This window comes from Microbacterium maritypicum (genome assembly GCF_008868125.1).
GTDB lineage: Bacteria > Actinomycetota > Actinomycetes > Actinomycetales > Microbacteriaceae > Microbacterium > Microbacterium maritypicum.
Genome location: NZ_WAAQ01000001.1, coordinates 721386 through 747218 on the forward strand (window position 1 = coordinate 721386; position 25833 = coordinate 747218).

Below are 25833 nucleotides of genomic sequence, written 5' to 3' on the forward strand. Positions count from 1 at the left end.
GACAGGAGTGCCATGACCACGTGGGAGTACCTCACCACGCCGCTGCTGATCCACAACACGGCAGCCATCCTCAACAACTGGGGCAAGCAGGGCTGGGAGCTCGTGCAGGTCGTGCAGGGACCGGAGGGCGGACTCGTCGCCTATCTGAAGCGCCCCGTGACCTCCGACGCGTCGGCCAACGCAGGCCTCGCTGCCGCCGAGCAGGCCGCACGCCAGTTCGAGGGAGATCAGGCATGAGCGTCTCGGACCGTCTCGCCGAGCTCGGCATCGAACTGCCCGCTGTCGCCGCTCCGGTCGCCGCCTACGTGCCGGCCGTCGTGCACGGCGGTCTCGTCTACACCTCGGGACAGCTGCCCTTCGTCGACGGCGCGCTTCCCGCCGTGGGCAAGGTGGGCGCCGAGGTCTCCGCGGAAGACGCGAAGACCTACGCCCGCACGTGCGCGCTGAACGCTCTCGCCGCAGCAGCGGATGCCGCCGGCGGCGTCGACCGCATCGCGGGTGTGCTGCGAGTCGGGGGCTTCGTCGCCTCCGCTGAGGGATTCACCGGTCAGCCCGGCGTGATCAACGGCTCGAGCGACGTGCTCGGAGAGATCTTCGGTGATGCGGGTCGTCATGCCCGTGCGGCGGTCGGCGTCGCGGAGCTCCCGCTCGGCAGCCCGGTCGAGGTCGAGGTCGCCTTCCTTCTCGCCTGAGTACGACGTGCGCGGCGTGGACCGTCGCATCAGAACGAGAGAACGCGCCTCCCCGGAAAGGGGAGGCGCGTTCTGTGTCTGTCACGCCTCGGAGGCGTGAGCCGACCTACTTCACCTGGGCCGAGATGATGCTCATCACCGCGGTGTCGGCGAGCGTGGTGGTGTCGCCGACCTCGCGGCCCTCGGCGACGTCGCGGAGCAGACGGCGCATGATCTTGCCGGAGCGGGTCTTCGGCAGCTCGCCGACGATGTAGACGTCGCGCGGGCGGGCGATGGCACCGATCTGCTCGCCCACCCACAGACGCAGCTGCTGGGCGAGGCCCGCAGGCTCGTGTGCGGCGAGGTAGCTCTCCTTGATGATGACGAAGGCGACGACCGCCTGTCCGGTCGTCTCGTCGGAGGCGCCGACCACGGCAGCCTCGGCGGTCGCCTCGTGCGCGACCAGGGACGACTCGATCTCCGCCGTCGACAGGCGGTGCCCCGAGACGTTCATGACGTCGTCGACGCGGCCCAGCAGCCAGAGGTCGCCGTCTTCGTCGAGGCGCGCTCCGTCGCCGGCGAAGTAGTAGCCCTGGTCCTCGAACTTCTCCCAATAGGTCTCGCGATAGCGCTCGGGGTCGCCCCAGATGCCGCGCAGCATGCTCGGCCACGGCTCGGTGATCACGAGCAGGCCGCCGCTGCCGTTGCCGACCTCGATGCCGCTCTCGTCGACGACGTCGATCGAGATCCCGGGGAGCGGGACCTGGGCGGACCCGGGCTTGGTCTCTGTGACTCCCGGAAGAGCGGACACCATGATCGCGCCGGTCTCGGTCTGCCACCAGGTGTCGACGATCGGCGTCTTGTTCGCCCCGATGACCTCGCGGTACCACATCCACGCCTCGGGGTTGATGGGCTCTCCCACCGAACCGAGCAGTCGCAGCGACGAAAGGTCGAACTTCGCCGGGACGCTGCGACCGATCTTCATGAACGAGCGGATCGCGGTCGGGGCGGTGTAGAAGATCGACACCTTGTACTTCTCGATGATCTCCCACCACCGGCCGGGGTGCGGGGCATCGGGGGTTCCCTCGTAGAGCACCTGGGTGGCGCCGTTGGCGAGGGGCCCGTAGGCGACGTAGCTGTGTCCGGTGATCCAGCCGATGTCGGCCGTGCACCAGAACACGTCGGTCTCCGGGTGCAGGTCGAAGACGTACTTGTGCGAGTACGCCACCTGGGTCAGATACCCACCGGAGGTGTGCAGGATGCCCTTGGGCTTCCCCGTCGTTCCCGAGGTGTAGAGGATGAAGAGCGGGTTCTCCGCAGGGAAGGCCTGTGCCGTGTGCTCGGCGGATGCGGCGGGAACGGCGTCGTGCCACCAGATATCGCGGCCGTCGGTCCAGTCGACCTCGTTCTCGCCGCGCTTGACGACCAGCACGTGCTCGACGGTCTGCTGCTCGCCGTCGCCGCGGTCGGCGAGAGCCTGATCGACGGCGGGCTTGAGCGCCGAGACGCGGCCCTTGCGGTAGCCGCCGTCGGCCGTGATGACCAGCTTGGCGCCGGCGTCGTCGATGCGTGAGCGCAGGCTGTCCGCGCTGAAACCACCGAACACGACGGAGTGGATGGCGCCGACGCGCGCGACCGCGAGCATCGAGGCGATCGCCTCGGGGATCATGGGCAGGTAGATCGCGACGCGGTCGCCCTGGCCGATGCCCAGTCCCTCGAGCACGTTGGCGACGCGCTTGACCTCGTCGGTGAGCTCGGCGTAGGTGATGCGGCGGGTGTCACCCGGTTCGCCCTCCCAGTGCAGGGCGACGCGGTCGCCGTTGCCCGCTTCGACGTGACGGTCGAGGCAGTTGTAGGCGACGTTCAGCTCGCCATCGTCGAACCACTTCGCGAACGGCGGGTTGTTCCAGTCGAGCACCTGGGTGAAGGGCTTGTGCCAGTGCACGAGTTCGCGGGACTGCTCGCCCCAGAAGGCCTCGCGGTCGGCGTCGGCGCGCTCGTACAGTTCGGGCGACGTGATGGATTGGGCGACGAACTCCTCCGACGGCGGGAACTTCCGGGTCTCGTCGAGAAGATGGTCGATCTGGCTGCTCATCGGCAGGCGCTCCTTTGCGGCATACGGGTCTTGCGAGCATGGTCGTGGGGGTCGGCGACCAGGTCACGGCGAATCTATCCGTGCGACCACCCATCGCATACTGCCGAAAGTCGGTAGTGCTGCCGGTTTTGTCCGGACGGTCGCCTTGCGTACACTCGACGACAGCCGAAATCTCATTCCGGCCTTGGCGTGCCCGATTCCCCCAATCGTGGACCGCCGTGGGCGGCATCTCATTCCCCCCGTGAGATGCCGCCCATTCCTTTGGGAGCGCTCCCTTCTCGTTCGACTGCGATCGTCACCCGGTCCTGCACCGCGGGCACAGGAGTCGGCTTCTTCACAGGGGTCGAGTCGTCCGGCGATCGGCGCCCTCTCCTCGGCGCGGCGCCGCATAGCGTCACCGTCATGCCCGATTCCTTCGTCATCCAGCCCAGGGGAGAGCGGTCTGCCGCATCGGTGGCGGAAGCCTCGCCCGAGCGCTTTCGCATGGATCCTGCCTTCGGACCGCTCCTCGCCCATCTCGACGATGCCGTCACCGATGTGTTCGTGAACGGGGCCGGCGGGCTGTTCGTCGACCGCGGGAACGGAGCCGAGCCCGCAGAGGGTTGGAGGGCATCGGAGCGAGAGGTCCGAGATCTCGCGGTCGCGCTCGTCGGCCTCGGAGGCCGGCATCTCGATGACCAGGCGCCCTGCGTCGACGTCCGCCTCGACTCCGGTATCCGCGTGCATGCGGTGCTCTCGCCGGTCTCGACCACCGGAACCGCGCTGTCGATACGCATTCCCCGTGTGCGCGCCGCCGACCTCGACGCGCTCGCCGCTCTCGGAGCCTTCGACGCGTCCCAGCAGGTCTGGCTTCTGGGACTGGTGGCCGAGCGGGCGAACATCCTCATCACCGGGGGAACGGGTACGGGCAAGACCACGCTGCTGTCGGCCCTGCTGTCGGAAGTGCCTCCGACGGAGCGCATCGTCACGATCGAAGACGTCGCCGAGCTGCGCCCGCGCCACCCGCATCACGTCTCCCTCGAGGCCCGGCAATCGAACCTGGAGGGAGCAGGCGCCATCACCCTGGCGCGGCTGGTTCGAGAGTCGCTGCGCATGCGTCCTGATCGGCTGGTGGTCGGTGAGTGTCGCGGAGAAGAGGTGCGCGAGCTGCTGACCGCTCTCAACACCGGGCACGACGGCGGCGCCGGCACTCTGCACGCGAGCGGGCTGCGTGACGTTCCCGCTCGGCTCGAAGCTCTCGGGGCCCTCGCCGGGATGGATGCGGTCGCTCTCGCACGTCAGGCGGTCAGCGCGTTCACCATCGTCCTCCATCTCGATCGGGCACCCGGAGGTACCCGTCGCATCCGCCAGGCAGGGCGGCTCGTGATCGCCGGGGATCGACTCGACATCGAAGAGGTGCAGCCGTGGTGATGCGGCCGCGTCGCTTGCCGCGAAAGGCGCAGACGGGTGCGACGGATGCCGCGACCGCGGTGCAGACGCTGGCCGTGCTGCTGCAGGCCGGGGCGGTGCCGGTCGTCGCCTGGCGGCACCTGGCTGACACCGATGATCCCCAGGCCCGGGCAGTGGTCGGCCGAGTCGATCGCGGAGTCCCGCTGCTCGACGCCATCGAGGCCGAGGGTGGGGCGTGGGTCGATCTCGCCGCCGCCTGGGAGATCGCGACGACCGTGGGCGCACCGCTCGCCGAGGTTCTCCGGACGATCGCGGAGACCCTGAGGGATGCGGCTGCCGCAGCCGATGACGTGCGCATCGCACTCGCAGAACCGGCGGGTACGGCGCGGCTGCTGCTCTGGATGCCGTTCGCCGGATTGCTGCTCGGGTTCGCGCTCGGCTTCGACACCATCGGCGTGATCTTCGGGAACGTCCTCGGCGCCGCCTGTGTGGTCCTCGGCCTGCTCCTCGTGGCGGCGGCACGCGTGTGGACAGCACGCCTGCTTCGTCGGGCGCGGCCTGATCCCGGCACCCCGGGCATGCGAGCGGAGCTGGTCGCCATCGCGCTCTCGGGCGGTGCCTCCATCGATCGCGCGTTGCAGCTGGTGTCGCAGAGCGGCACCTCGGGCGACAGTGAGGAACGCGTCCGCGCGGTGCTCGACCTCTCCCGTGCTGCGGGTGTGCCGGCTGCGGAACTTCTTCGGGCATCCGCAGCCCAGGACCGGCACGCCGCCAGGGTGCAGGGACGCCTCCGCGCCGCGAAGCTCTCGACGCGCCTGCTTTTCCCCCTCGGCGTCTGCACGCTGCCCGCATTCCTCCTCCTCGGGGTCGCGCCGCTCCTGCTCAGCGTCCTCGCCTCCACGCCGATGTCGCTGTGACCGTATCCAGCCCACCGCCACCATCCGATGCCCACGCATCCCATAGAAAGAAGGAACACCATGAAGAGCATCCCCCCGCTGGACCGTCGGCGTGCTGCGACTCTGTTCGGCGACGACACCGGCGCCGCCACAGCCGAGTATGCGATCACGACGATGGCGGCCGTCGCGTTCGCCGGGCTCCTCGTCGTCATCATGCGATCCGACGAGGTCCGCGGCATCCTCACCGATCTCGTGCGGCGGGCGCTGACGGTGTCATGATGCGCGGAGCTCGACGGATGCCCCCTCCTCGCACCCCCGAGGATGCGCCACGACGGCCGCGACACGCGGGTGACCGCGGGTCCGTCTCGGCGGAGTTGGCGCTGGCCCTGCCCGCGGTCGTGCTCGCGTTTCTGCTCGGCGCGGGTGCACTCGGTGCGGCATCTCGCCAGGTGGCGCTTCAAGATGCCTCGGCCGATGCGGCGCGTCTTCTCGGACGCGGCGAAGGGCAGGATGCGGCGGAGCGCGTGGTGCACGCGGCGGTCTCCGGAGCAGGCATGTCCTCCTCGCCCTCCGGCGACCTCGTGTGCGTCACCGCTTCGGTCGACGCCTCCATCGGGTCGCTGATCCGCATGCCGCTTCGGGCCACGAGCTGCGCGCTCGACGGGGGCCTCTGATGGCGGGCTCCGCTCTCGCGTCCGGAGTTCTCGCCGTCGCCGCTGCCCTGTCCCTCGGGCTCGCTGCCGTCGGCGGCGCGGCGGTGACGGCGCAGCGCACGGCGGGGGCGGCCGACGCCGCCGCGCTCGCCGCAGCAGACGCCGCGAGCGGCGCAGTGCCCACCGGGGAGCAGCCGTGCGAACTCGCCGCGAGGGTCGCGCAGGCGGCGGGTGCCACCCTCACGGGGTGCGTTCTCGAGGGCTTCGTGGCGACCGTGGAGGTGCAGGCGGCGTACGCTGGACTCGCAGCCGTCTCCCGAGCCCGTGCCGGGCCACCCGAGGGATAGCGACGGCAGCGCGACCTCGCTCACTGTGAACGACCCCACACAGTGGTGTGTATGGTGTGCTTCGAAGAAAGGACGCACCCTTGGCTGAAGGCAAGAAGCTCGTCATCGTCGAGTCCCCGACGAAGATGCGGTCTATTCAGGGATACCTCGGCGACGGCTACGAGGTGCTCAGCTCCGTCGGCCACATCCGCGACCTCGCTGACAAGAAGGACATCCCGGCCGCTGACAAGCAGGCCTATGGGAAGTACTCCATCGACATCGACAACGGATTCGACCCGTACTACGTCGTCTCCGATCGGAAGACCAAGACGGTCGCCGAACTCAAGCGTGCGCTGAAGAATGCCGACGAGCTCCTGCTCGCCACTGATGAGGACCGCGAGGGTGAGGCGATCGCCTGGCACCTGCTCGAGACTCTCAAGCCCAAGGTTCCCGTCAAGCGCATGGTCTTCCACGAGATCACCAAGGACGCGATCCAGGCTGCGGTCGGCAACACCCGCGAACTCGACCACGACCTCGTCGACGCGCAGGAGACCCGCCGCATCCTCGACCGCCTGTACGGCTGGGACGTCTCGCCCGTGCTCTGGTACAAGGTCAAGACCGGAATCTCGGCCGGACGCGTGCAGTCCGCGGCCACCCGTCTGATCGTCGATCGAGAGCGCGAGCGCATGGCGTTCACCTCCGCCGAGTACTGGGACGTCGATGCCGCGGCTTCGGCGACGGGCACCTCGTTCAAGATCCGTCTCGTCCGCGTCGACGGTGGCCAGCTCGCGCGGGGCACCGACTTCGATGACGACGGCAAGCTCAAGAAGGCCGTCGTCATCCTCGACGAGGCGGCCGCAACCGCTCTCGCCCAGGCGGTCGATGCCGTGGGCACCGGAAGCGTGACGAAGGTCGAGGCCAAGCCGGGAACGCGCAGCCCCTACGCGCCGTTCACGACCTCCACGATGCAGCAGGAGGCCGGGCGCAAGCTCTCGATGGGAGCCAAGCAGGCGATGGGTGTCGCCCAGCGTCTGTACGAGAAGGGCTACATCACCTATATGCGTACCGACTCCACGTCGCTGAGCACCCAGGCGGTGCAGGCGGCGCGGAGCCAGGCGGTGGCACTCTACGGCGACGCCGCGGTGCCGCTGAAGCCGCGGGTGTACAAGTCCAAGAGCAAGAACGCGCAGGAGGCCCACGAGGCCATCCGCCCCTCCGGTGACAACTTCCGCACGCCGGCCTCGCTGTCCTCCGAGCTCGATCGCGACGAGCAGCGCCTCTACGACCTCATCTGGAAGCGCACCGTCGCGAGCCAGATGTCGGACGCCAAGTACGAGACCACAACCGTCACGATCGCCGTCGACGCCGCCGGGAAGAAGGCCGAGTTCACGGCCTCCGGAACCGTCTACACCTTCAAGGGCTTCCTGGAGGCGTACGAGGAGGGCCGCGACGAGAAGCGCGGTGACGCGGACGCTGCGGAGAACCAGTCGCTGCCGGCTGTCGCGGTCGGCGATCAGCTCGCCGTGTCCGACGCCGAGGCCAAGGGGCACCGCACCACGCCGAAGCCCCGTTACACCGAGGCCTCGCTCGTGAAGGTTCTCGAGGAGAAGGGCATCGGTCGTCCTTCGACGTTCGCCTCGATCCCCGAGACGATCCTCGACCGTGGATACGCGGTCAAGCGCGGCCAGGCCCTCGTGCCGACGTGGCTCGCGTTCAGCGTCGTGCGTCTGCTCGAAGAGCACTTCGCCGACCTCGTCGACTACGACTTCACGGCTGCGCTCGAAGACGACCTCGACACGATCGCCCGCGGCGAGCAGAACCGGGTCGAGTGGCTCAAATCCTTCTACTTCGGCTCCGACAACCACGTGGGTCTGCGCCAGGTCGTCGACAACCTCGGCGAGATCGACGCTCGTGCGCTGAACTCCACGCGCATCACCGACACGGCCACGCTTCGCTTCGGCAAGTACGGCCCGTATCTCGAGGTGGCCGACCCCGCGAACCCCGAGGCCAAGCCGCGCATCGTCAACGTGCCGGAAGACCTCGCACCCGACGAGCTGACCGCCCAGAAGGCTCAGGAGCTCATCGACGCTCCCGTCGCCGGCGACCGCGTGCTGGGGGAGAACCCCGACAACGGCAAGATCATCGTGGTGAAGGACGGCCGGTTCGGGCCGTACGTGCAGGAGAACGACCCTGTGTCGGAAGACGCCGCGGTCGACGAGACCACCGGCGAGGTCGTCGAGGCTCCCAAGCCCAAGCGCGGCGCGAAGAAGGAAGCAGCGCCCAAGCCGCGCACGGCCTCGCTCTTCCGCTCGATGTCGGTCGACGAGATCGATCTCGACACCGCGCTGCGTCTGCTGAGCCTCCCGCGCGTCGTGGGCGTCGACCCGGAGTCGGGCGATGAGATCACGGCGCAGAACGGCCGGTTCGGGCCCTACCTGAAGAAGGGTGCGGATTCACGGTCGCTCGAGTCGGAGTCGCAGATCTTCGATGTGACGCTCGACCAGGCGCTCGAGATCTACGCGCAGCCGAAGTACGGCGCGGGTCGCCGGGCATCGAGCGCGCTCGCCGAGTTCGAAGCCGATCCCGTCAGCGGGAAGCCGATCCGCATCCGCGACGGACGTTTCGGCGCGTATGTGACCGACGGTGAGACGAACGTGACGATCCCGCGGGGTCAGACCGTCGAGGACATCACCTTCGAGGTCGCGGTGCAGATGCTCGCCGACAAGCGTGCCAAGGGTCCGGCTACCAAGCGCGGAGCGAAGAAGGCTCCTGCGAAGAAGCCTGCCGCGAAGAAGGCTCCTGCCACCAAGAAGCCGGCCGCGAAGAAGCCTGCCGCCAAGAAGGCGCCCGCGAAGAAGACCACGGCTGCCACGTCCGCTGCCCGGTCGGCTGCTGCGAAGAAGGCGGCAGCCACGCGCGCCGCCAACGCTGCGGCGAAGGCAGCGGAGAAGGCGGACTCGTGACCTCAGGTCACGGGGTGTGGATCACGCTCGAGGGCGGTGACGGCTCGGGCAAGACCACGCAGTCGAACCTGCTCGCGCAGTGGCTCGAAGACACCGGGCGTACCGTCGTCCGTACCCGCGAACCCGGCGGTTCCGAGGTCGGGCAGCTCATCCGCGACATCGTCCTGCACCATCGCGGCGACATCGCGCCGCGCGCCGAGGCGCTGCTGTACGCCGCGGATCGGGCGCACCATGTCGCGACCGTCGTGCGACCGGCGCTCCGTCGTGGCGAGATCGTGCTGCAGGATCGCTACCTCGATTCGTCCGTGGCCTACCAGGGCGCCGGACGGGTTCTCGACGCGACCGAGATCCGAGATCTGTCGCTCTGGGCGGCGGAGGGCGCGCTCCCGGACTTGACGATCCTGCTCGATCTCGACCCCGCCGAGGCCCGCACCCGTCTGGACTCCGCCGACAAGCCCTTCGACCGGCTCGAGGCCGAGCAGGCGGAGTTCCATGGCCGTGTCCGCGATGCCTTCCTCGATCTCGCGGCGGCCGAGCCGGACAGGTTCCTCGTCCTCGACGCGGCAGCGGCGCCGGAGGTCATCGCCGAGCAGATCAGGACCAGAGTCGCAGCGCTGCTCGACTGAGCCGGCTCTACCGAGCGAGGAAGCGATCCTCCGTGCCGTGAGCGTCGGTGGTCGCGATTAGGCTGAGACCATGCCCCAGACCGTTCCCGCCCCGTTTCCCTGGGCGGATGTGTGGGGGCAGGACGCCGCCGTCGACACGCTCCGCGCCGCGGCATCCGATCCGTCTGCCCTCTCGCACGCCTGGTTGATCACGGGCCCGCCGGGCTCGGGACGCTCCACCCTCGCGTACGCCTTCGCCGCCGCGTTGATCGCCGACCGGCCCGATGACGAGAATGTCATGCGCCAGGTGCTCGCCGGCACGCACCCCGACGTCACGGCGTTGCGCACCGACAAGGTCATCATCACCATCGCCGAGGCGCGCGGTCTCGTCGAACGCTCCTACTTCGCACCTTCTGCGGGGCGCTATCGGGTCATCGTCGTCGAAGACGCCGATCGCATGGTCGAGCGCACCTCCAACGTGCTCCTGAAGGCGCTCGAAGAGCCGCCGGAGCAGACGGTGTGGATCCTGTGCGCGCCCAGCGAGGCCGACCTGCTGCCCACGATCCGATCCCGCGTGCGCTCACTGCGGTTGCGGGAACCCGACGTCGCCGATGTCGCCCGGCTCATCAGCCTGCGCACCGGCGTCGACGAGGTCGTCGCAGAACAGGCGGCGCGGCACGCGCAGCGTCACATCGGCATGGCCCAGCGGCTCGCCACCGACGATGCGGCTCGGCGTCGCCGCGACGAGACTCTTCGCTCCGTCCTCGGTGTCAGGGGAGTGGGCGATGCGGTCGAGGTCGCCGGTCGCATCATCCAGGCCGCCACTGAGGATGCGAAGGCGCTCACCGCCGAGCGCGACGCCCAGGAGCGGGCGTCGCTGCTGCGCACGATCGGCATCGCCGAGGGGCAGGCGGTCCCGCCGGCCCTGCGCACGCAGCTCTCCGCGCTCGAAGACGATCAGAAGAAGCGTGCGACGCGCAGCCTGCGCGACGGGATCGACCGCGTGCTCACCGATCTGCAGTCGCTGTTCCGCGACGTCGTGATGCTGCAGTTCGGCCGTGGCGACGATCTCATCAACAGTGAGCTGCGCCCCGAGCTGACCGACCTCGCATCCGCCTGGTCCGAGACCCGTACGCTTGTCGTACTTGACCACCTTGCCGACACGCGGCAGTCGTTGGAGCGCAACGTCGCCCCTCTGCTCGCCCTGGAGAGCTTGCTCGTGACCATCACGAGCGGGAGGAAACCGTGAACAATCGATCGACTTCCCGCTTGCGTCGAGCCGCCGCGATCATCGCAGGGCTGGCCGCTGCGTCCGTCGCGCTCTCGGGCTGTCTGTACGCGATGATCCCCGAGCAGTCCTCGCGGCCGTCGACGACCAGCGCCCCCGATACCGTGGGCGTCGCCGAAGACCTGCTGCCCTTCTACTCGCAGGAGCTGACGTGGACGGAGTGCGGTGTCGGCTTCGACTGCACCGACGTCACGGCGCCTCTCGACTGGGAAGACCCGGGTAAGGGCGAGATCACCCTTTCGGTGGTTCGGCACCGCGCCGAGGGCACCCCCGTCGGCTCGCTGCTGATGAACCCGGGTGGCCCCGGGGCGAGCGGTGTCGACCTGATCCTCAACAACCTCGACTACGCCGTCGGCTCCGACCTCATCGAGAACTTCGACGTCATCGGGTTCGACCCGCGCGGGGTCGGGGCATCGACCGCGGTGACCTGCTACGACGCCCCGCAGATGGACGAGTACCTGTACAGCATCCCCGCTGCGGCCCGTGGCACGGCGGAGTGGGAGGCTGAGCTGCTCGACTCGCACAAGGCCTTCGCCGAGGCGTGCGACGCGAACAGCGGCGGCATCCTGCCCTACATCACCACGGTCAACGCCGCCCGCGACATGGATCTGATCCGCGCGGTGCTGGGCGACAAGCAGCTGAACTACCTCGGCTACTCGTACGGCACGTTCCTGGGGGCGACCTACGCGAAGCTGTACCCCGAGAAGGCCGGTCGTCTCGTGCTCGACGGTGCCATCGATCCCGCCGTTCCGGGGCTCGAGGTCGGAGCGACACAGGCGCTCGGGTTCGAATCCGCGCTGCGCGCCTACATGCAGGACTGCCTCGACTCGGGGGAGTGCCCGTTCAACGGCACCGTCGATGAGGCGATGACCGACCTGGGAGCGCTGCTCGCGAGCGTCGACAGCGCACCGCTCAAGAGTGGAGACGGCCGCATGCTCGGCGCGGACTCCCTGATGACCGCCATCATCGCGGCGCTCTACTCGCAGGACAGCTGGGGCTACCTCACGCAGGCGCTCGATGAGGCGCTGCAGGGCGACCCGACATCGGCGCTGTTCCTCGCCGACTTCTACAACGGACGCGAGAACGGCACCTACACCGACAACTCCGCCGAAGCTTTCCGTGCCTACAACTGCATGGACTACCCGGTGGAAGACGATCCCGCAGCAGAGGCAGCGATCAACGCGAAGATCGCTCAGGGCGCACCGACGATCGCGCCGTACTGGACCGGCCCCGATTCCTGCTCGGTCTGGCCGTACCCCCCTACGGGCACGCGTGGCGAGATCAAGGCCGAAGGTGCGGGCCCCATCCTCGTGATCGGCACCACGAACGACCCGGCTACCCCGTACGAGTGGTCCGAGTCACTCGCGAACCAGCTCGAAGAGGGTGTTCTGATCACGCGCGTCGGCGAAGGGCACACCGGGTACAACAAGGGCAACGCCTGCGTCGACGACGCGGTCGAGGCTTTCCTGCTCGATGATGTCGTGCCCGAAGACGGCCTCCGCTGCGAGTGATGCGGCCTCGATTCGCGAGAGAGCGCGAGACAGGGTAACATCGGTGATCGCGCCGCTCACGCGTCGCACGCCGCTTTAGCTCAGTCGGCAGAGCATTTCACTCGTAATGAAAAGGTCGTCAGTTCGATTCTGACAAGCGGCTCCGAAGGCCCCGTGATGCGAAGAACATCACGGGGCCTTTCCCGTTCCTCACGGCGTACTCTCGAAGCATGAGCAGAGCGCTTCTCATCGTCGACGTCCAGAACGACTTCACCGAAGGCGGGGCACTCGCCGTCGAGGGAGGCGATGCGGTCGCCGCGGCCGTCACCGTCTTTCTCACCGCCCACGCCGGCGACTACGACGTGATCATCGCCTCGCGCGACTGGCACGACGCCGACGGTGACAACGGAGGGCACTTCGCGCCGACTCCCGACTACGTCGACTCGTGGCCCGTGCACTGCGTCGCGGGAACTGAGGGGGCCGAGTACGACCCGCTTCTGGCGACCGATGCCGTCACCCACCATGTCCGCAAGGGGCAGGGGAAGCCGGCGTACTCGATGTTCGAGGGTCGGACGGAGGCGGGGGAGACGGTGGGCGCGATCCTGACCGCGGCGGGCGCGCTCACGGCCGATGTGGTGGGCATCGCGACCGACCACTGCGTGCGGGCGACAGCCCTCGACGCCATCGCGCACGGCGTTCGCGTCCGCATCTTCACCGACCTCGTCGCCGGAGTCGCACCCGCGCCCAGCGAGGCCGCACTCGCCGAGCTCGTGCACGCGGGAGCGGAACTGGCCGAGAGCCCCAAGGCGTGAGCCGGAGCGTCCTGCTCCTGCGGGCCGTGAACGTCAGCGGCCGCAACAGCGTTCCGATGGTGCGTCTCCGCGAAGTGCTCGCCGCCGAGACCGACCTGGGCGACGTCTCCACCTACATCGCCAGCGGCAACATCCTCTGCCGCACGCCACTGGATCCCGATGCCGCGTGCGACGCTGTGCGCGCGGCCATCCGGGTCGAGTTCGGGGTGGACACCCCCGTCATCCACCGCACGCACGCGCAGTTGGTGTCCTCGGAATCCGCGCAGCCGTTCCCCGAGGGCGACGTGAAGTTCGTGCATGCGATGTTCCTCCAGGGCTCGCCGTCGGAGGGTGCGATCGAAGCGTTGGAGCAGCGCCTCCTTCCGGCGGAGCGGATCGCGCTGGTCGGTGACGACATGTGGATCGACTACGGCGAGGGCGGCATGCACTCCACCCGACTCACGAAGGCGGTGCTGGATCGGGCGCTCGGCGTCGCGGGGACGGCACGCAACCTGCGGACGACGCGGACGCTCATCGAGTTGACGGCGTGACTCCGCCCAGATCTGTACTCATCGCTGCCGGTGGCGTGTGCGGGTGGGCTTGCAGGTCGACCCGGCGGGTGTCGCAGGCCGGGCACCGCACATAGAGCACGATGCCCTCGCTCGTCGGATGACGTGACTCCACGAGCCAGGCATGCTCGTGCGCCAGCGCAGCGGGGTGGACGCGGGGGATCGGAAGCGTGTTCAGCGAGGTCATGCATCCAGCGTGATGTAATGGTCTTATGCATCTCAACCCTTACGGCGAGTATGCCGTGCTGTTGGCCGCGTCACTGGCCAACGACTGGCCGGTGGATCGAGCAGGGATCGAGGCGCGCACACTCGAACTGGGGATGACGCAGACCTTCCCGCCCGCCGCGGATGACCATGAGCGGGTCAGGGTGGTCATCGACGAATGGCTCTCGATCGTCGATGAACCCGACCCCGACGCGCGAGCGGCCCTCCTCAACGCACAACTCGCCGCCGCAGCCGCCTACCCGCGCCTGACGAACCACGACGACGAAGGATGGCACCTGCACTACCGCGACGACGTGCCGTCGATGCCCTACGTGCTCCGGGCGGTCATCAGCCTGGGTACCTCGCTGCATCTGGTCACCCGGGGGATGAGCCGGCTGAGTCGTTGCCAGGCCGCGCCCTGCACGAGAGTCGTCGCGGACGTGACCCGCAACGGCCGCCAGCGCTTCTGCTCCGTGCGTTGCGCCAACCGTGCGGCGGTGCGCAGACACCGCGCCCGGATCTGACAGACGGCGAATCGAGACTTTCGGCCACACCATGCGCGAGGCTTCCGTGCCACGATGGCCGAGAGACGATGAGGAGACGACGTGTCTGATGTGATCGTGAATGTCGACAACTTCGCCCGTGCTGAGACGGACGTGATGATCGATCGGATTCTGCAACAGGCCGGGGCCGTGAACGCGATCTACCACGATCGGCAGTTGGCACCGCTCGACAGGCAGCCCGTGATCCGACAGAACCGCGACACGCTCTACTCGGTCGCGATCGTCGACATCTCTCACGGAGCGACGTTCACGCTTCCGCCGTTCGGCGACCGATACGTCTCGGTCATGATCATCAACCAGGACCACTACATCAACCGGGTGCTGCACGAGCCGGGAACATACGATCTCACGGTCGACGAGTTCGGTTCCGACTACGTGGTGGTAGCCGCCCGCGTGCTGTTCGATCCGACTGATCCCGACGACCTCGATGCCGTCCACCGCATCCAGGACGGCATGCGTGTGGATGCGGGCTCTGCCACCCCGTTCGCACCGTCGGCGTTCGACCCGGTGACCCATAAGGTCACCCGTGATCATCTCCTGGGGCTCGCGGAGGGTCTTCCCGGATTCTCGCGGAGCTTCGGGAGCGTCGAGCAGGTGGACCCCGTGCATCACCTGCTGGGAACCGCTGCCGGCTGGGGCGGGCTCCCCGACGATGAGGCGCAGTACGTCGCACTGTTCCCCGGGCTCGAGCCCGGGCGCTACCGGCTCACGCTCCGCGACGTGCCGGCGGATGCGTTCTACTCGGTCAGCGTGTACAACGGCGACGGATACTTCGAGCCGAGCGCTTCCGGCATCACGAACGTCAACGACGTGTTCGGCGTCAAGAACGACGACGGATCCATGACGGTGTGGCTCGGCGACTTCGACGACGATCGCCCCAACCGGATACCGACGCCCGAGGGATGGAACCTGTTGATCCGCCTCTACCGTCCACGGCTGGCCGAGGTGGCGGGCTGGACCGTTCCCTCGGTCGAGCCCGCCCACTGAAGACGGTCAGGCGGTCTGCCCGGCGTGCTTCCCCTCGCCGATCTCCTCGACGAGCTTCGCGTTGAACGCCGGCAGATCGTCGGGCGTGCGGCTGGAGACGAGGCCCTCATCGACCACGACCTCTTCGTCGACCCACGTCGCGCCTGCGTTGCGCAGGTCGGTGGTCAGGCTCGGGTAGCTGGTGAGCGTGCGCCCGTCGACGACACCGGCCTCGATGAGGATCCAGGCGCCGTGGCAGATCACGCCGACCGGCTTGTGCTGCTCGAAGAAGGCCCTGGCCAGATCGACGGAGGCCTTGTCCATGCGCAGATGGTCCGCGTTGACGACGCCGCCGGGCAGAACAAGCGCGTCGAACTGATCCGCAGTGGTCGCAGACGCGTGCAGATCCACCGCCAGTTCATGTCCGTTCTTGCCGGTGATGGCCGCACCGTCCGGGGCGATCATGGTCGCGCTCGCGCCTTCCGCCGTCACTGCATCCCAGGGACTCGTGAGCTCGCTGTCCTCGAATCCGTCGGTCGCGAGGAATGCCACGCGGCTGCCGCTGAGAGTCATCGTTCGTCCTTTCCTGGAGAGTCGTCCGCCGTTCGGGGGACGATTCCACGATCCCCCGCAGCGGAAGAGGAGGGAAGGGGGTAGCCGCGCAGGCGAGCCGGTGATACAGGTGAGCGGGAGAAGCGGCGGCCCGCGGAGCGCTCCGCTCGGATCGAGGAGCCTCGGCAGTACGATCCAGACATGCGCGTTCGTCCTGCACTCGTCCTCCTCTCGGCGCTCGTCCTGCTCGCGGGGTGCGCTCCCGAGCCGGCGGCGAGCCCCTCGCCCTCCGCCTCCAAGACGTCTTCGCCGACCCCCACGCCGTCTCCCTCGGCGTCCGAGACCGCGGAACCGCCGGCGGCGGGGACGGAATTCACTCCCTCGGTGCTCGTGCAGCTCTGCACCGAGAGGACTCGCGCCCTGGCCCCGAACGCGACGTACTTCGGCGACATGGCGACCACCGAACGGCTCGAACCGTCATCGCTCTGGTTCGTGGTCATCCCCAAGACGCTCGACGGTGCGGACAGCGTCGCGGTGTGCGGCATCGGCGGCACCCAGGAGGCGCCGGTGTTCGCCCTCGAAGGGGAGACCCTCCCGGATGGAGTGGCCGACATCCGCGAAGAACTGCTGACCGGAGCGCCTGGCGGCGAGTCCTGAGACGGCTGCCGAGAGGCGAACTGCGGCGGAGAGAGCATCCGCGCGTCTTCGACGTCACCGTAGAGTGATCCTGTCGGTGGGGCGACCTGACCGAACAAGAATGAGGGGGCCACGTGGTTGAGGGGATCGAATCGTTCTTCACCGTGATCGCGGTGGGCTTCGAGGTGCTCGGTGCGCTCGCGATGGTCGTCGGGTTCATCATCGCCGTGGTGCTCGCCGTCCGTTCGCTGCGACGGTCGGGCGACGGCCACGCCGCCTATCTGCTCCTGCGCAACACGCTCGGCGCCGCTATCCTGCTCGGCCTCGAAGTCCTGGTCGCTGCCGATCTCATCCGCACCATCACGTCGAAGCCGTCGATCGAGGACGCCGTGATCCTCGGCCTCATCGTGCTGATCCGGACGGTGCTCTCGATGTCGATCCAGATCGAGATCGAGGGTGTCGCGCCCTGGCGTCGAGCCCTCCTGACCAGTGGCGGCCAGCTGATCGCGGAGAACGTCCGCCGAGACCGTGCCGCGGAGGCGACGGCCGTTGCATCCGAAAAGCCGACACCCTGAGCGACCTGCGCGCGGTGCGCGCGGATGTGCCGTCCTCCTCGACGGAGGCGTGGACGCCCGGGGCTACTGACGGCTCGTGCGGATACCCCAAGCACATCGTCTTCTGGGTGGGCCCCGTGGGGCTCGAACCCACGACCCGCGGATTAAAAGTCCGATGTTAACTTCGTACTTTGCCGTGGTGTCTATACCGTCATTGCGGATCCTTCGGAGCTCCTGATATGTTCGGCGTATACACACAGCCAGCTATTGTCTAGACGGAGAATCCGTGCGCATACAGATCATCGGCAGGACGTCGTCCGGGGTTCCCGTTCGATGGGCGATCCTGGGAGCCAATGACGAACTCGTGGTTGAGCCCAATCGCTACCTGGCTTATCTCGAGAACATCCGTCGTTCTCCAAACACTTTGCGGGCGACTGCCTACGACCTCCGTCTCTACACAGAATTCCTCGAGGAAACGAAGAAGACGCTCGACGATGTGACTAACGAGGTACTCGCCGCGTTCGCTCGCTGGCTGCGCGACCCATCTGAGAACGTCACGGTGGTTGATGAGTCGGAAACCGTTCTCGCGGATAGCAGCGTGAATCGAGCACTTTCCTCAGTTGCAGCCTTCTACGCGTTCCTCGGTTCCCTGGGGCCGGGAGCGCCGGGCGAGCGCGGATTCCAGCGGCTGAAGGATACGGCCGCCACGGTGCGGCGACCGCGCTTCACGGTCGTCGACAGCGTTGGACGGGCGAACAAGCATCGGACGAGGCGAGTCTTAGGCCCGAGGATCCGGCGCAAGAAGAAGCGTACGAAGGTCCTTCGCCTTGATCAGGTTTTGGAGATCGTGCATGCATGCCGAGATCACCGCGACCGCCTTTTCATCATGATGGCGTTCTCAACCGGGATGAGGATGGGACAGATTCTCGGGCTGAAGCATGAGGATATAGACACGCGCGTCGCGACCCTGACAGTAGAGGCTCGTAACAACAATCCCAACGGTGCGCGGTCGAAGCGCCATGGGACCGGAACGATTCCGATCTCCGAGCAGCTTGCGCGTCTCTACATCGAGTACATGCACGAACAATACGGTTACATTGACAGCGAGTTCGTGTTCATCGACTTTCGCACCCTGCAGCCCATGAATGCCCGCGCGGGTCACTCTATAGTCGAGCGCCTACGACGAGCTTCCGGCGTGCACGACTGGTCGCTCCATACGCTGCGCCATAGCTTCGTCACGATGTGCCAGAAGTCCGGCATGTCCCCGAAGGTCATCAGCAAACTTGTGTTCCACGCGAGCGTGGCGACGACGATGGACATTTACTCCCATCTCGATGTCGAGGATCTCAGACAAGTCCTCATCGAGTCGGGAGCTTGGGAGGTCGAGTCGTCTTGAGTTCAGATGATGCTCGGATCTCCCCGGTCGCGACTGGTGGCAGCAGCGAAGGATCCTCCGAAGATGCTCGATACCTCGCTTGGCTCGTCGAGGAGACGCCGGAGGACTACCGTCGGCTTAAATTCCCGCCCGATCCGCGCGGCCTGTACTCGCCAAGACCGTGCAGCGTGAGTGGTTGCGAAAGGGGCTCCTCGTCCACCGGACTTACTCTTTGCAGGATCCATCGGGAACAGTACTTGGGGGGAGAGTGGTCAAGCCTAGGGGAGTTTCTGCCCAACGCTGCTGTAGCAAAGCCGGTTGTCGACAAGGGGCATGGTGGCAATTCGGGGAAGGGGATCATCAACCTCGAAGCTTGCTCCGCTGAGATCCTGCGTGCAGAGCTCGCGTTCGTGATCAGCCGAAGGGGCACCGGGGAGTACGGCGCCGCCTTCGTTGTAAGCACGATAAACGCATTCATTCAGCGGCTCGAGGCAGTCGGCGTGACGTCGATTCGTGATCTTGACTCCGAGCTGAAGCGCACCGAGGTGATAGGCGGTACGAAGAGCTACCTACAGCCGTTCGGAATGTATATGAAGGAGTTCCCGAGCTGGATACGGATGGCGGCGGGCGACGTCAACGTCAAGCGGCGCCTCGGCCGTATTCGTGGTGGCTCACACCGCTGGTCGGCCGGACAGCTCATCGAGATCCCCTGGCTGCGCCAAATGGTTTCACGCTGGGTGACATACAGGCTCAACACGCGCGCCGCGTCACCGCAGCACATCGGAGCACAGGAACGGCACCTCGTTCTGTTCGCCGAGTGGGCAAAGAAGAAGGGGCTGGCTGAACCGGAAGACCTAACAAGGGACCTGCTCCTGGCATGGATTGGCAAGGTCAACAGCATGCAGAACGAGGACGGGAGGCCTCAGTCTGCGGGGTGGAGAAGCAAACGGATCGCGGCGGTGAGCGCACTGATTCAGTTCGCTCGGATAGAAGTCACGGACCGAATCCCTGGCAACGCGTTCTATCTGCCCGGAGAGCTGCCCGAAAGAGATAAGCCGAAACCGCGTTTCCTGGAACCCCGAGTCATCGACACATTGCGGAGGCAGGAAAACCTCGCACTGATCTCAGACCCGTCGCATCGCACCGCCATGCTGATAATGATGCAAGTCGGGCTTCGCGCGGGTCACACATGCAGCCTGCCGTTCGATTGCCTCATCGATCTGAACCGAGGCGCGCCGAACAACAAGTGGGCTTTGTCATTTCTCGACACGAAGTCGAACGAAGTGTTGACCGTTCCTGTGGAGCCTCTCGTCGCGGCGGCCATTCGCGAGCAGCAATCGCGAGCTATCGAAACCTCCAAATCGATGGGGATGGCGCACGCTGAGTATCTGTTCCCGAACCCAGTGGCGCCCATAACGAAAAGACTGGCGCCGGAGCGGCTCAGCACGGTGCTCAAAGACTGGGTTCGGAAACTGGACGTTCGTGAGCATACGGGAGAACTTGTCGTAGTCACAGCTCATCGTTTTCGACACACGTTCGCAACGGAGATGCTGGCGAAGGGCGTGCCGATGGAGATCGTGCAGAAGCTGCTCGGTCATCGCAGCATCGCATCCACCGAGATCTATGCACACGCGACGGATACGCTCGTTCGCGCAGAGTGGGAAAAGGCCAAGTTCATCAACGTGCAGGGGGAGCTGCTGGATCTACCCACCGGAGAAGCTGCAGAGGCAGAGTTCCTCTTGTACAAGATCGGTAGGGCCGTGCAACCTCTTCCGAACGGTTGGTGCGGGCTTCCGATTCAACAATCATGTCCCCATGCGAATGCGTGCTTGGACAACTGCCCCAACTTCTTGACTTCCGCGGCGTTTCTTCCAGTCCACGAAGCGCAGAGTGCAGATTTTGACAGGACGATCAGCGCCGCGGAGAAAGCCGGACATCTTCGAATCATCGAGATCAATCGCCGCCCGAACGATAACCTGAAACGGATAATCGCGACCATCCGTGAACAGGAGGTGGAGGATGCGACCGAACCGTGAGGATCGAGTCGCCGTGCTGCAAGGCGCTAACAGACGAAAGTCTGCAAGGGCCAGAGCGGATGTTGAGCTTGGTGTCAGCGTGCTCAGAAAACGCGGTGCCACTATCAACGTGAACGCGGTAGCTCGCGAATCCGGAGTCTCGAGAGGCTTCATTTACACGCACGAAGATCTTCGCCAACTCATTGCCAAGGCTAGCGAGGAGTCGAAGGTTGGGATGCGACGAGTGGCGGCGACACCGAACGAGAAGTCGCTGACGGCCAGGCTTGCGACCGCGCTTCGCGAGATCGAGAAATTGAAACTCGCCAAGAAGAAGCTTGAGGATGAGAAATCAGAACTCGTGGCGCGAGTAGAGAACCTGACAGCCCAACTCTTCGATCAGGAAGCACGAAGGCGTTAAGGCCAAGACAGTGCCCCCACAGGGGCTCGAACCCTGGACCCACGGATTAACCTGCTGCACTGAGTTTCCCCAGCCACCGTCACCGGCTTGCAGTCTGGACTATATCTTCACCTTCGGCCGAGCCGGTCAGGTGCGCCGCGTGTAGTCTCTGAGGTTCCCTTGCGGTTACCTGCTGATTGCCCAATCCATCGGATTTTCACTGCCCTCGCGGGCGAGTACCTCAGGCTCTAAGGGTGTTCCAGCATATAGCGGCGGTCATCTGACGCATTTCTACGCCAGCGCTCCATTTTTTGTGTTGAAGTCCGTTGCTCTAACCAACTGAGCTATAGGGGCGGACCCAGCCTAGCAACTCGAACGCGCTTGGAGGTCCTTCAGCGGCTTCGAGGTGAGCATTGAGCGCGCAGACCCAGCGGGTGACGCGACGGAACGCAGGCTATCGCGTTGTCACGTCCGGGAGATCCGAAGGCAACAGCTTGTGGAGCGGCACATCAAGCACCTGCGACAAGGCGACCATCACGAACAGCGTCGGATTCGCCGGGGTGTGGGCCTGCGACCGACCTCGCTCGTAGGCTTGATACGTGTATCTCGTGAGGCCAGCTCGGTAAGCGACGGCCTCCTGTGAGAGGCCGGACGCGATCCGAGCACGATGGAGGTTCACACCGAGTTCGCCGGCGAAGGCTTCCCACTCTGCGCTGTGACTCGCCGGCTTCTTTCCCACACTTCTAGCCTGACGAGAAGCCTTCCTCGTATGGCCTTTCTGATATGGCATAATCGTGGACAGCCATACGAAACATTCACTCCATCGACAGACGCAACCGCGCGTCTCGACCTGCACGTGTGCCGCTGCGCATCGGCTCCGGGTCGCCTCGATGCGTAGGTCCCGTTCAGGTCGACCCCGATTGTTGAGTAGCAGTGATTGATTCGCGACCGATCTGGTGGAGTGCCACAGAGGTCGAGGCTCCTCGGGCTTGGATCGAAGCGTTTGACGCGCTCACCGAAGGTGCATCGGTGGGCCGGCGCGGTCTTGCCGCGGGCATCTTCATCGCGCGCGTGCGCCGCCGCACCGGACGCGGCCCAACGTTCTCGGAGCTCTTCTCCGAACTATTCAAAGACGAGCCTCTCCACCCGGAGTGGCCTGCCGGTCTGGCCTATCCCGTGCGCGCGAGCATTCACCACGCGTTCCGCCTCCACATCGCGATTCAATGGAGACGCAGCGGATGGATCAGCTGGGATCCCGGAGTGGAGCGCAGCCTTCGAGTGGGACCGGCGTTCCGAGAGCAGTCACGAGCCCGGCAGGCAGCGAGGTCGAGGTGAAGGCACTTGAGCACACGACGACCATCACGCTGCCGGACGAGCGGGTGGCGGTTTGTGGCGACTGGCACGGGAACCTTGGATGGGCGCGGATGCTGGCAAGGGCCCTCCCTGCCCTCGCGCCCGACGTGACCACGATGCTGCACCTCGGCGACTGGTGGATGTCGCCGGCGGCGACCGACGAGGTCTTCGCCGAGACGAACATCGAGCGCATCTACGTCACCCTCGGCAACCATGAACCCTGGGGCGAGATCACCCCTCTCCTCAACGAACATCCAGGCGCAGCCGTTCGCGTCTCCGACATCATCTGGCTACTCCCCCGCCCGGCGCGCCTATCCATCGGGGGACGTCGTGTTCTGTCCCTCGGCGGTGCCGCGTCCGTCGACCGGCAGTCGCGGATCGAAGGTCTGACGTGGTGGCCGGACGAGGCCATCAGCGACCAAAACGTAGCCGAGGCCAGCGCCGGTGGTCCTGCTGACTTGATGCTCACCCACGAGTCGCCTGCGGGCACTCCTGTCCGGCCCGTCCGGGAGATCCTGCGCACGAACCCGCACGGCTTCCCGAAGACCGCGCTCGACGCGTCCGCGGCATCTCGAGCTAGGGTCGCAGAAGTCTGGGATGCGGTGCGCCCAGAGCTGCTCACGCACGGGCACCTTCATGCGCCGGGCGGCGGTAAGACCGAGGACGGCCGCCGCGTCGCAAGCATGGGCCGCGATGGGCAGGAGGGGAATCTCGGGATCCTCGACATGAAGACGTTGATGACGGCGACGCCGAGCCTCGCCATCATCCGCGGGATGGCAGATCAGTGGGAGGAGGACTACCTCGCTCGCGAGAAGCGCGCGAAGGGGGCCGCCGAGGCACTGCACTCCGGGGTACTTGACGGGCTCTCCCCGAGTCCCGCGGCTCTCCAGGACGCTCAGGATTACGTCGACGGCCGGCGCACCCTTGACGAGATGATTGAAGACGTCCGTCGACGCCACACTCGACGGGAGAACGAGAGGCGCGACGATGACGGACGATGAGTCGCCGAGCCCCTGGGCCGAGATCGTCGGCCCCTGCTACACGGTGGTGTCTATCGCCCGCACACTCGAATGGACATCCGAGCAGGTGACTGCGGCCGTCGAATCACTCTCTCTCCTCGAGCTCGAGACAGACGACGGCGTTCTCCTTTACCCGGCATTCCAGATTGCCGACCGTCACGTCGTCGACGGCGTCGGAGATGTCCTTCATGTGCTGAGAACAGGGACCAAATCGACGTGGACGTGGGCGCAGTGGCTCAACACGCGAGTCGACGACGAGACCGGCGAGGAAACACTCAGCGCCATCGAACAGTTACGCGCCGGGCAGATCGACGACGTCCTCCGCGATGATTACCAAGCCGCAGCGGCGTGGACTAGCTGAGTGCTCTGCGTGCCGGAGCATGCCGCTGTCGTTGCCATGCAGAGCAACCGCTCTTCTTCCACGCCGGCAGCACTAGGGGGCGGCTTCTGGCCACGGAGAGCCACGTATTGGCCGTTCTGCGGACCCGGTACGGCCAGCCCCTGAACCCAGGCGCTATGGCTGAACACCGCGCTGACTGATGAGGGCCTGCCGCTCCATCGAGGCGCTGCGCGCGAAACGTCTCGACGAGGTGGCGCGCGATGCCGAGCGAGATGCATCGGCGTGGCGCTCATGAAGCTACGTGTTCAAAGTCCATTCTCTGCGCCGAGCTCTCCTCGAGCGTGGAGAACTTTCGGGTTCGACTGCACTGGAGTTTTGGTCTGCAGGGGTGCGACCTCGGTCCCGGAACTCCCCTTCAAATCGCGTAATAAAACCGCTGGTACTGCGTCTACTCAGTGAAGCCGACGCTGGTCCTAGGACCTGAGCTGGCTTTATCTGGGCCGCGTTCTCCCTTCAAGAGCAAGGCTCGCGGGTAGGGCTGCTCCCCAGCCCTACCCGCTGGCTCCGGCGAATCATGGGTTAGGTCCTGAGCGTCGAGGCCCCGTGGCGGCTCAACTTCCTGACGATCCCGCGCCCGTGCGGTCGCTAGCCGGTCGTCTGAATGCAGTTCTAGAATCACATCAAGGGGGAACCCAATGCCGCATAGGCGTCGTCTTCGCAGGGAATCGACGGTCCCTTTCGACCGCGCGAGTATCGCCGTGCGAGGTTTGGGAGCAGCGCGTCGCGACGATTCGCTGACTGACTATCTAGCGTTCGCGAACATCCAGATGGAATCTCTCGCCGACGAGCAGGCCCTTCGCGCTCAGATCACGCGGTTCAGTGACATCACCTTCGTGCACGTCACCCTTCCCCGGTCGAAGGTCGTCTGGCGACGCGATCAAATATCCCTCGACCGCGGTCTCGTCATGGCATGTCTAGTGGGCGGACTTGAGGTCGAGTCTGCGGGAGTCGTCTTCCGGAAGCCGCCTGGGTTGTTCCTCATCCCGCCGGGACTGCAGGAGGTCGTGTTCCATTCGACCGCTGAGAACAACGAGATTCTGTACATCAGCATGCATTCGCGCCTGATGAACGGCCTCGACCTTTCCGGCACTCAATACGATCCAGCTGCGCCGGTGCCTGGGGGGCTGCTCGCGCCGCTCTTCTCCTTCATGAGGACGGTGTGCGCGATCTCGGTCAACGAATCAGCCCTGGTCGCGCCGCTCGAGACGGCAGCAACCGAAGTTGCGCGGTCGCTCGTGCGGCTAGTCGCCGATGGAGTTCCCTCCGAACTCAGCCTATTCACGCAGACGATGCGCGTCATCGCTCGCGAATACTCACGGCCCCACATGAGCACTGCCAGTCTGGCGAAAAACGCCGGACGCTCCGAAAGGACCCTGCAAGCTGCCTTCGCCGTGGAAGGCACCTCGGTGATGCGAGAAGTACGCGCCATGAGGGCACGCGCCTCGCATGAATATCTGCGGGCGAAGCCAAAGGCCACGACAGCGGAGGTCGCCTCAGCCGTCGGATTCGGCTCAGTGTCTTCACTTACGCGAGCGCTTCGGGAGTTCCAGCCCGAGGGGCCGCGTCAACACACGGCCGACACGATAGACCAACCTCATGAGTGACTTCGGTCGACAGAGACACGGCGATGCCTGGTCGTTGCGAACCAACGCATGCAGTCCGCATCAGCGTCTAGACAACACGTCATTCTGCGCAGAAACCACGTCAATGCCCGCATGGATATACCGGCATTCGTCGCGTTCTGCCAGGTTCAGTTCAAAGCTGTGCTTGAGTTCCGCCCCGATGTTCAAGGGTGAACAAGGACAGTTCGGGGTAGTCAGTTTTCGCGTTCGTTACAGCCGCGCGCATCTAGGGGGAGTTTCTTGATGGTCAATTCATTCAGCATCGGCGAGGCACCGAACGGCGGGGTCGTCTGATGAGTCGTACTGCAATGGGTGGAACGCGACACGCTTCCCTCTCGCCGAATTCCATCGGCTTCAAGCTCAGCGCGATGCTCATCGTGCTTGTCACTGTGGCGATGTCCCTCCTCGGGGCAATGCCATCCGCTCAGGCCGCCGTGCCAG

At 66.1% G+C, this 25833-nt stretch carries 26 protein-coding genes and 2 tRNA genes; 24 read left to right on the forward strand and 4 right to left on the reverse strand.

What is annotated here, in order from left to right; translation table 11 throughout:
* The first annotated feature begins 12 nt into the window (after window positions 1–12).
* Window positions 13–237, forward strand: coding sequence for a Sp36 family protein (sp36, locus tag F6W70_RS03580; RefSeq protein WP_017829070.1), 225 nt, complete (start codon window positions 13–15; stop codon window positions 235–237).
* Window positions 234–692, forward strand: a complete 459-nt coding sequence (locus F6W70_RS03585; protein WP_017829069.1) for a RidA family protein — start codon at window positions 234–236, stop codon at window positions 690–692. The genes sp36 and F6W70_RS03585 overlap by 4 nt, the downstream gene beginning before the upstream one ends.
* Before the next feature lie 106 nt (window positions 693–798).
* On the opposite strand, the gene acs is transcribed toward F6W70_RS03585, so the two are convergent.
* Complete coding sequence (acs, locus tag F6W70_RS03590) at window positions 799–2766, reverse strand: acetate--CoA ligase (RefSeq protein ID WP_151485934.1); 1968 nt, start codon at window positions 2764–2766, stop codon at window positions 799–801.
* A gap of 402 nt (window positions 2767–3168) precedes the next feature.
* On the opposite strand from acs, the gene F6W70_RS03595 reads away from it, so the two are divergent.
* The 14 genes from F6W70_RS03595 to F6W70_RS03665 all read left to right on the forward strand — a co-directional run bounded on the left by F6W70_RS03595 (window position 3169) and on the right by F6W70_RS03665 (window position 15490).
* The gene (locus F6W70_RS03595; RefSeq protein WP_373695295.1) at window positions 3169–4176 is read left to right on the forward strand and encodes a TadA family conjugal transfer-associated ATPase; all 1008 of its coding nucleotides are present in this window, start codon (window positions 3169–3171) and stop codon (window positions 4174–4176) included.
* On the forward strand, window positions 4176–5072 hold the full coding sequence (locus F6W70_RS03600) for a type II secretion system F family protein (protein ID WP_151485935.1): 897 nt from the start codon (window positions 4176–4178) through the stop codon (window positions 5070–5072). Before F6W70_RS03595 ends, F6W70_RS03600 begins: the two co-directional genes overlap by 1 nt.
* Window positions 5073–5132: 60 nt before the next feature.
* Window positions 5133–5330 carry a DUF4244 domain-containing protein gene (locus tag F6W70_RS03605; protein ID WP_017829065.1) on the forward strand — a complete coding sequence of 66 codons (198 nt, stop codon included), beginning with the start codon at window positions 5133–5135 and terminating at the stop codon, window positions 5328–5330.
* Between the two features lie 17 nt (window positions 5331–5347).
* A complete protein-coding gene (locus F6W70_RS03610) occupies window positions 5348–5725 on the forward strand; it encodes a TadE family type IV pilus minor pilin (protein ID WP_170287851.1) in 378 nt (125 codons plus the stop codon).
* A complete protein-coding gene (locus F6W70_RS03615) occupies window positions 5725–6051 on the forward strand; it encodes a hypothetical protein (protein WP_017829063.1) in 327 nt (108 codons plus the stop codon). Before F6W70_RS03610 ends, F6W70_RS03615 begins: the two co-directional genes overlap by 1 nt.
* Window positions 6052–6131: 80 nt before the next feature.
* On the forward strand, window positions 6132–8993 hold the full coding sequence (topA, locus tag F6W70_RS03620; RefSeq protein ID WP_151485936.1) for a type I DNA topoisomerase: 2862 nt from the start codon (window positions 6132–6134) through the stop codon (window positions 8991–8993).
* Window positions 8990–9619, forward strand: coding sequence for a dTMP kinase (tmk, locus tag F6W70_RS03625; protein ID WP_151485937.1), 630 nt, complete (start codon window positions 8990–8992; stop codon window positions 9617–9619). The genes topA and tmk overlap by 4 nt, the downstream gene beginning before the upstream one ends.
* A gap of 70 nt (window positions 9620–9689) precedes the next feature.
* Entirely contained in the window at window positions 9690–10847 is a 1158-nt protein-coding gene (locus tag F6W70_RS03630) for a DNA polymerase III subunit delta' (RefSeq protein WP_151485938.1), read from the forward strand.
* Window positions 10844–12397, forward strand: a complete 1554-nt coding sequence (locus tag F6W70_RS03635) for an alpha/beta hydrolase (protein WP_151485939.1) — start codon at window positions 10844–10846, stop codon at window positions 12395–12397. Before F6W70_RS03630 ends, F6W70_RS03635 begins: the two co-directional genes overlap by 4 nt.
* Window positions 12398–12466: 69 nt before the next feature.
* A tRNA-Thr gene (locus F6W70_RS03640) sits at window positions 12467–12539 on the forward strand.
* A gap of 67 nt (window positions 12540–12606) precedes the next feature.
* On the forward strand, window positions 12607–13188 hold the full coding sequence (locus F6W70_RS03645; protein WP_151485940.1) for an isochorismatase family protein: 582 nt from the start codon (window positions 12607–12609) through the stop codon (window positions 13186–13188).
* The gene (locus F6W70_RS03650; protein WP_151485941.1) at window positions 13185–13718 is read left to right on the forward strand and encodes a DUF1697 domain-containing protein; all 534 of its coding nucleotides are present in this window, start codon (window positions 13185–13187) and stop codon (window positions 13716–13718) included. The genes F6W70_RS03645 and F6W70_RS03650 overlap by 4 nt, the downstream gene beginning before the upstream one ends.
* Before the next feature lie 230 nt (window positions 13719–13948).
* Window positions 13949–14464: a CGNR zinc finger domain-containing protein gene (locus F6W70_RS03660; RefSeq protein WP_055865274.1), complete on the forward strand. Its 516-nt coding sequence runs from the start codon at window positions 13949–13951 to the stop codon at window positions 14462–14464.
* A gap of 81 nt (window positions 14465–14545) precedes the next feature.
* Window positions 14546–15490 carry a DUF1254 domain-containing protein gene (locus F6W70_RS03665; RefSeq protein WP_127482831.1) on the forward strand — a complete coding sequence of 315 codons (945 nt, stop codon included), beginning with the start codon at window positions 14546–14548 and terminating at the stop codon, window positions 15488–15490.
* A 6-nt stretch (window positions 15491–15496) separates the two neighbouring features.
* Here the strand turns inward: F6W70_RS03665 and F6W70_RS03670 are convergent, their stop codons facing one another.
* Window positions 15497–16042 carry a type 1 glutamine amidotransferase domain-containing protein gene (locus tag F6W70_RS03670; RefSeq protein WP_151485943.1) on the reverse strand — a complete coding sequence of 182 codons (546 nt, stop codon included), beginning with the start codon at window positions 16040–16042 and terminating at the stop codon, window positions 15497–15499.
* A 180-nt stretch (window positions 16043–16222) separates the two neighbouring features.
* Between F6W70_RS03670 and F6W70_RS03675 the strand changes: the two genes are divergently transcribed.
* Both F6W70_RS03675 and F6W70_RS03680 read left to right on the forward strand, forming a co-directional pair.
* Window positions 16223–16678 (forward strand): hypothetical protein, encoded by a 456-nt coding sequence (locus F6W70_RS03675; RefSeq protein ID WP_127482830.1) that lies wholly within the window; start codon window positions 16223–16225, stop codon window positions 16676–16678.
* Window positions 16679–16791: 113 nt separating this feature from the next.
* Window positions 16792–17232, forward strand: coding sequence for a DUF1622 domain-containing protein (locus F6W70_RS03680; protein WP_151485944.1), 441 nt, complete (start codon window positions 16792–16794; stop codon window positions 17230–17232).
* Between the two features lie 108 nt (window positions 17233–17340).
* On the opposite strand, the gene F6W70_RS03685 is transcribed toward F6W70_RS03680, so the two are convergent.
* Window positions 17341–17402 (reverse strand) — tRNA-Lys (locus F6W70_RS03685).
* A 95-nt stretch (window positions 17403–17497) separates the two neighbouring features.
* Here F6W70_RS03685 and F6W70_RS03690 point away from each other — a divergent pair.
* From F6W70_RS03690 to F6W70_RS03700, 3 genes are all read left to right on the forward strand, one after another.
* Window positions 17498–18607 carry a tyrosine-type recombinase/integrase gene (locus tag F6W70_RS03690; protein ID WP_151485945.1) on the forward strand — a complete coding sequence of 370 codons (1110 nt, stop codon included), beginning with the start codon at window positions 17498–17500 and terminating at the stop codon, window positions 18605–18607.
* Between the two features lie 236 nt (window positions 18608–18843).
* Window positions 18844–20622, forward strand: a complete 1779-nt coding sequence (locus F6W70_RS03695) for a tyrosine-type recombinase/integrase (protein WP_151485946.1) — start codon at window positions 18844–18846, stop codon at window positions 20620–20622.
* The gene (locus F6W70_RS03700; RefSeq protein WP_151485947.1) at window positions 20606–21019 is read left to right on the forward strand and encodes a DUF6262 family protein; all 414 of its coding nucleotides are present in this window, start codon (window positions 20606–20608) and stop codon (window positions 21017–21019) included. The genes F6W70_RS03695 and F6W70_RS03700 overlap by 17 nt, the downstream gene beginning before the upstream one ends.
* Window positions 21020–21452: 433 nt before the next feature.
* Here the strand turns inward: F6W70_RS03700 and F6W70_RS03705 are convergent, their stop codons facing one another.
* Window positions 21453–21788 (reverse strand): helix-turn-helix domain-containing protein, encoded by a 336-nt coding sequence (locus tag F6W70_RS03705; RefSeq protein ID WP_151485948.1) that lies wholly within the window; start codon window positions 21786–21788, stop codon window positions 21453–21455.
* A 541-nt stretch (window positions 21789–22329) separates the two neighbouring features.
* Between F6W70_RS03705 and F6W70_RS03710 the strand changes: the two genes are divergently transcribed.
* From F6W70_RS03710 to F6W70_RS03720, 3 genes are all read left to right on the forward strand, one after another.
* A complete protein-coding gene (locus tag F6W70_RS03710) occupies window positions 22330–23352 on the forward strand; it encodes an antitoxin VbhA family protein (protein ID WP_318278787.1) in 1023 nt (340 codons plus the stop codon).
* Window positions 23339–23731, forward strand: coding sequence for a hypothetical protein (locus F6W70_RS03715; protein ID WP_151485950.1), 393 nt, complete (start codon window positions 23339–23341; stop codon window positions 23729–23731). The genes F6W70_RS03710 and F6W70_RS03715 overlap by 14 nt, the downstream gene beginning before the upstream one ends.
* Before the next feature lie 806 nt (window positions 23732–24537).
* Window positions 24538–25374 (forward strand): helix-turn-helix domain-containing protein, encoded by an 837-nt coding sequence (locus F6W70_RS03720; RefSeq protein WP_170287852.1) that lies wholly within the window; start codon window positions 24538–24540, stop codon window positions 25372–25374.
* The last annotated feature ends 459 nt before the right edge of the window (window positions 25375–25833 follow it).

Bases quoted from the DNA above. Each gene is read 5' to 3' on its own strand.
- sp36 (WP_017829070.1), top strand. From the start codon at position 13: ATGACCACGTGGGAGTACCTCACCACGCCGCTGCTGATCCACAACACG.
- F6W70_RS03585 (WP_017829069.1), top strand. From the start codon at position 234: ATGAGCGTCTCGGACCGTCTCGCCGAGCTCGGCATCGAACTGCCCGCT.
- acs (WP_151485934.1), bottom strand. From the start codon at position 2,766: ATGAGCAGCCAGATCGACCATCTTCTCGACGAGACCCGGAAGTTCCCG.
- F6W70_RS03595 (WP_373695295.1), top strand. From the start codon at position 3,169: ATGCCCGATTCCTTCGTCATCCAGCCCAGGGGAGAGCGGTCTGCCGCA.
- F6W70_RS03600 (WP_151485935.1), top strand. From the start codon at position 4,176: ATGCGGCCGCGTCGCTTGCCGCGAAAGGCGCAGACGGGTGCGACGGAT.
- F6W70_RS03605 (WP_017829065.1), top strand. From the start codon at position 5,133: ATGAAGAGCATCCCCCCGCTGGACCGTCGGCGTGCTGCGACTCTGTTC.
- F6W70_RS03610 (WP_170287851.1), top strand. From the start codon at position 5,348: ATGCCCCCTCCTCGCACCCCCGAGGATGCGCCACGACGGCCGCGACAC.
- F6W70_RS03615 (WP_017829063.1), top strand. From the start codon at position 5,725: ATGGCGGGCTCCGCTCTCGCGTCCGGAGTTCTCGCCGTCGCCGCTGCC.
- F6W70_RS03630 (WP_151485938.1), top strand. From the start codon at position 9,690: ATGCCCCAGACCGTTCCCGCCCCGTTTCCCTGGGCGGATGTGTGGGGG.
- F6W70_RS03645 (WP_151485940.1), top strand. From the start codon at position 12,607: ATGAGCAGAGCGCTTCTCATCGTCGACGTCCAGAACGACTTCACCGAA.
- F6W70_RS03660 (WP_055865274.1), top strand. From the start codon at position 13,949: ATGCATCTCAACCCTTACGGCGAGTATGCCGTGCTGTTGGCCGCGTCA.
- F6W70_RS03670 (WP_151485943.1), bottom strand. From the start codon at position 16,042: ATGACTCTCAGCGGCAGCCGCGTGGCATTCCTCGCGACCGACGGATTC.
- F6W70_RS03675 (WP_127482830.1), top strand. From the start codon at position 16,223: ATGCGCGTTCGTCCTGCACTCGTCCTCCTCTCGGCGCTCGTCCTGCTC.
- F6W70_RS03700 (WP_151485947.1), top strand. From the start codon at position 20,606: ATGCGACCGAACCGTGAGGATCGAGTCGCCGTGCTGCAAGGCGCTAAC.
- F6W70_RS03705 (WP_151485948.1), bottom strand. From the start codon at position 21,788: ATGCCATATCAGAAAGGCCATACGAGGAAGGCTTCTCGTCAGGCTAGA.
- F6W70_RS03715 (WP_151485950.1), top strand. From the start codon at position 23,339: ATGACGGACGATGAGTCGCCGAGCCCCTGGGCCGAGATCGTCGGCCCC.
- F6W70_RS03720 (WP_170287852.1), top strand. From the start codon at position 24,538: ATGGAATCTCTCGCCGACGAGCAGGCCCTTCGCGCTCAGATCACGCGG.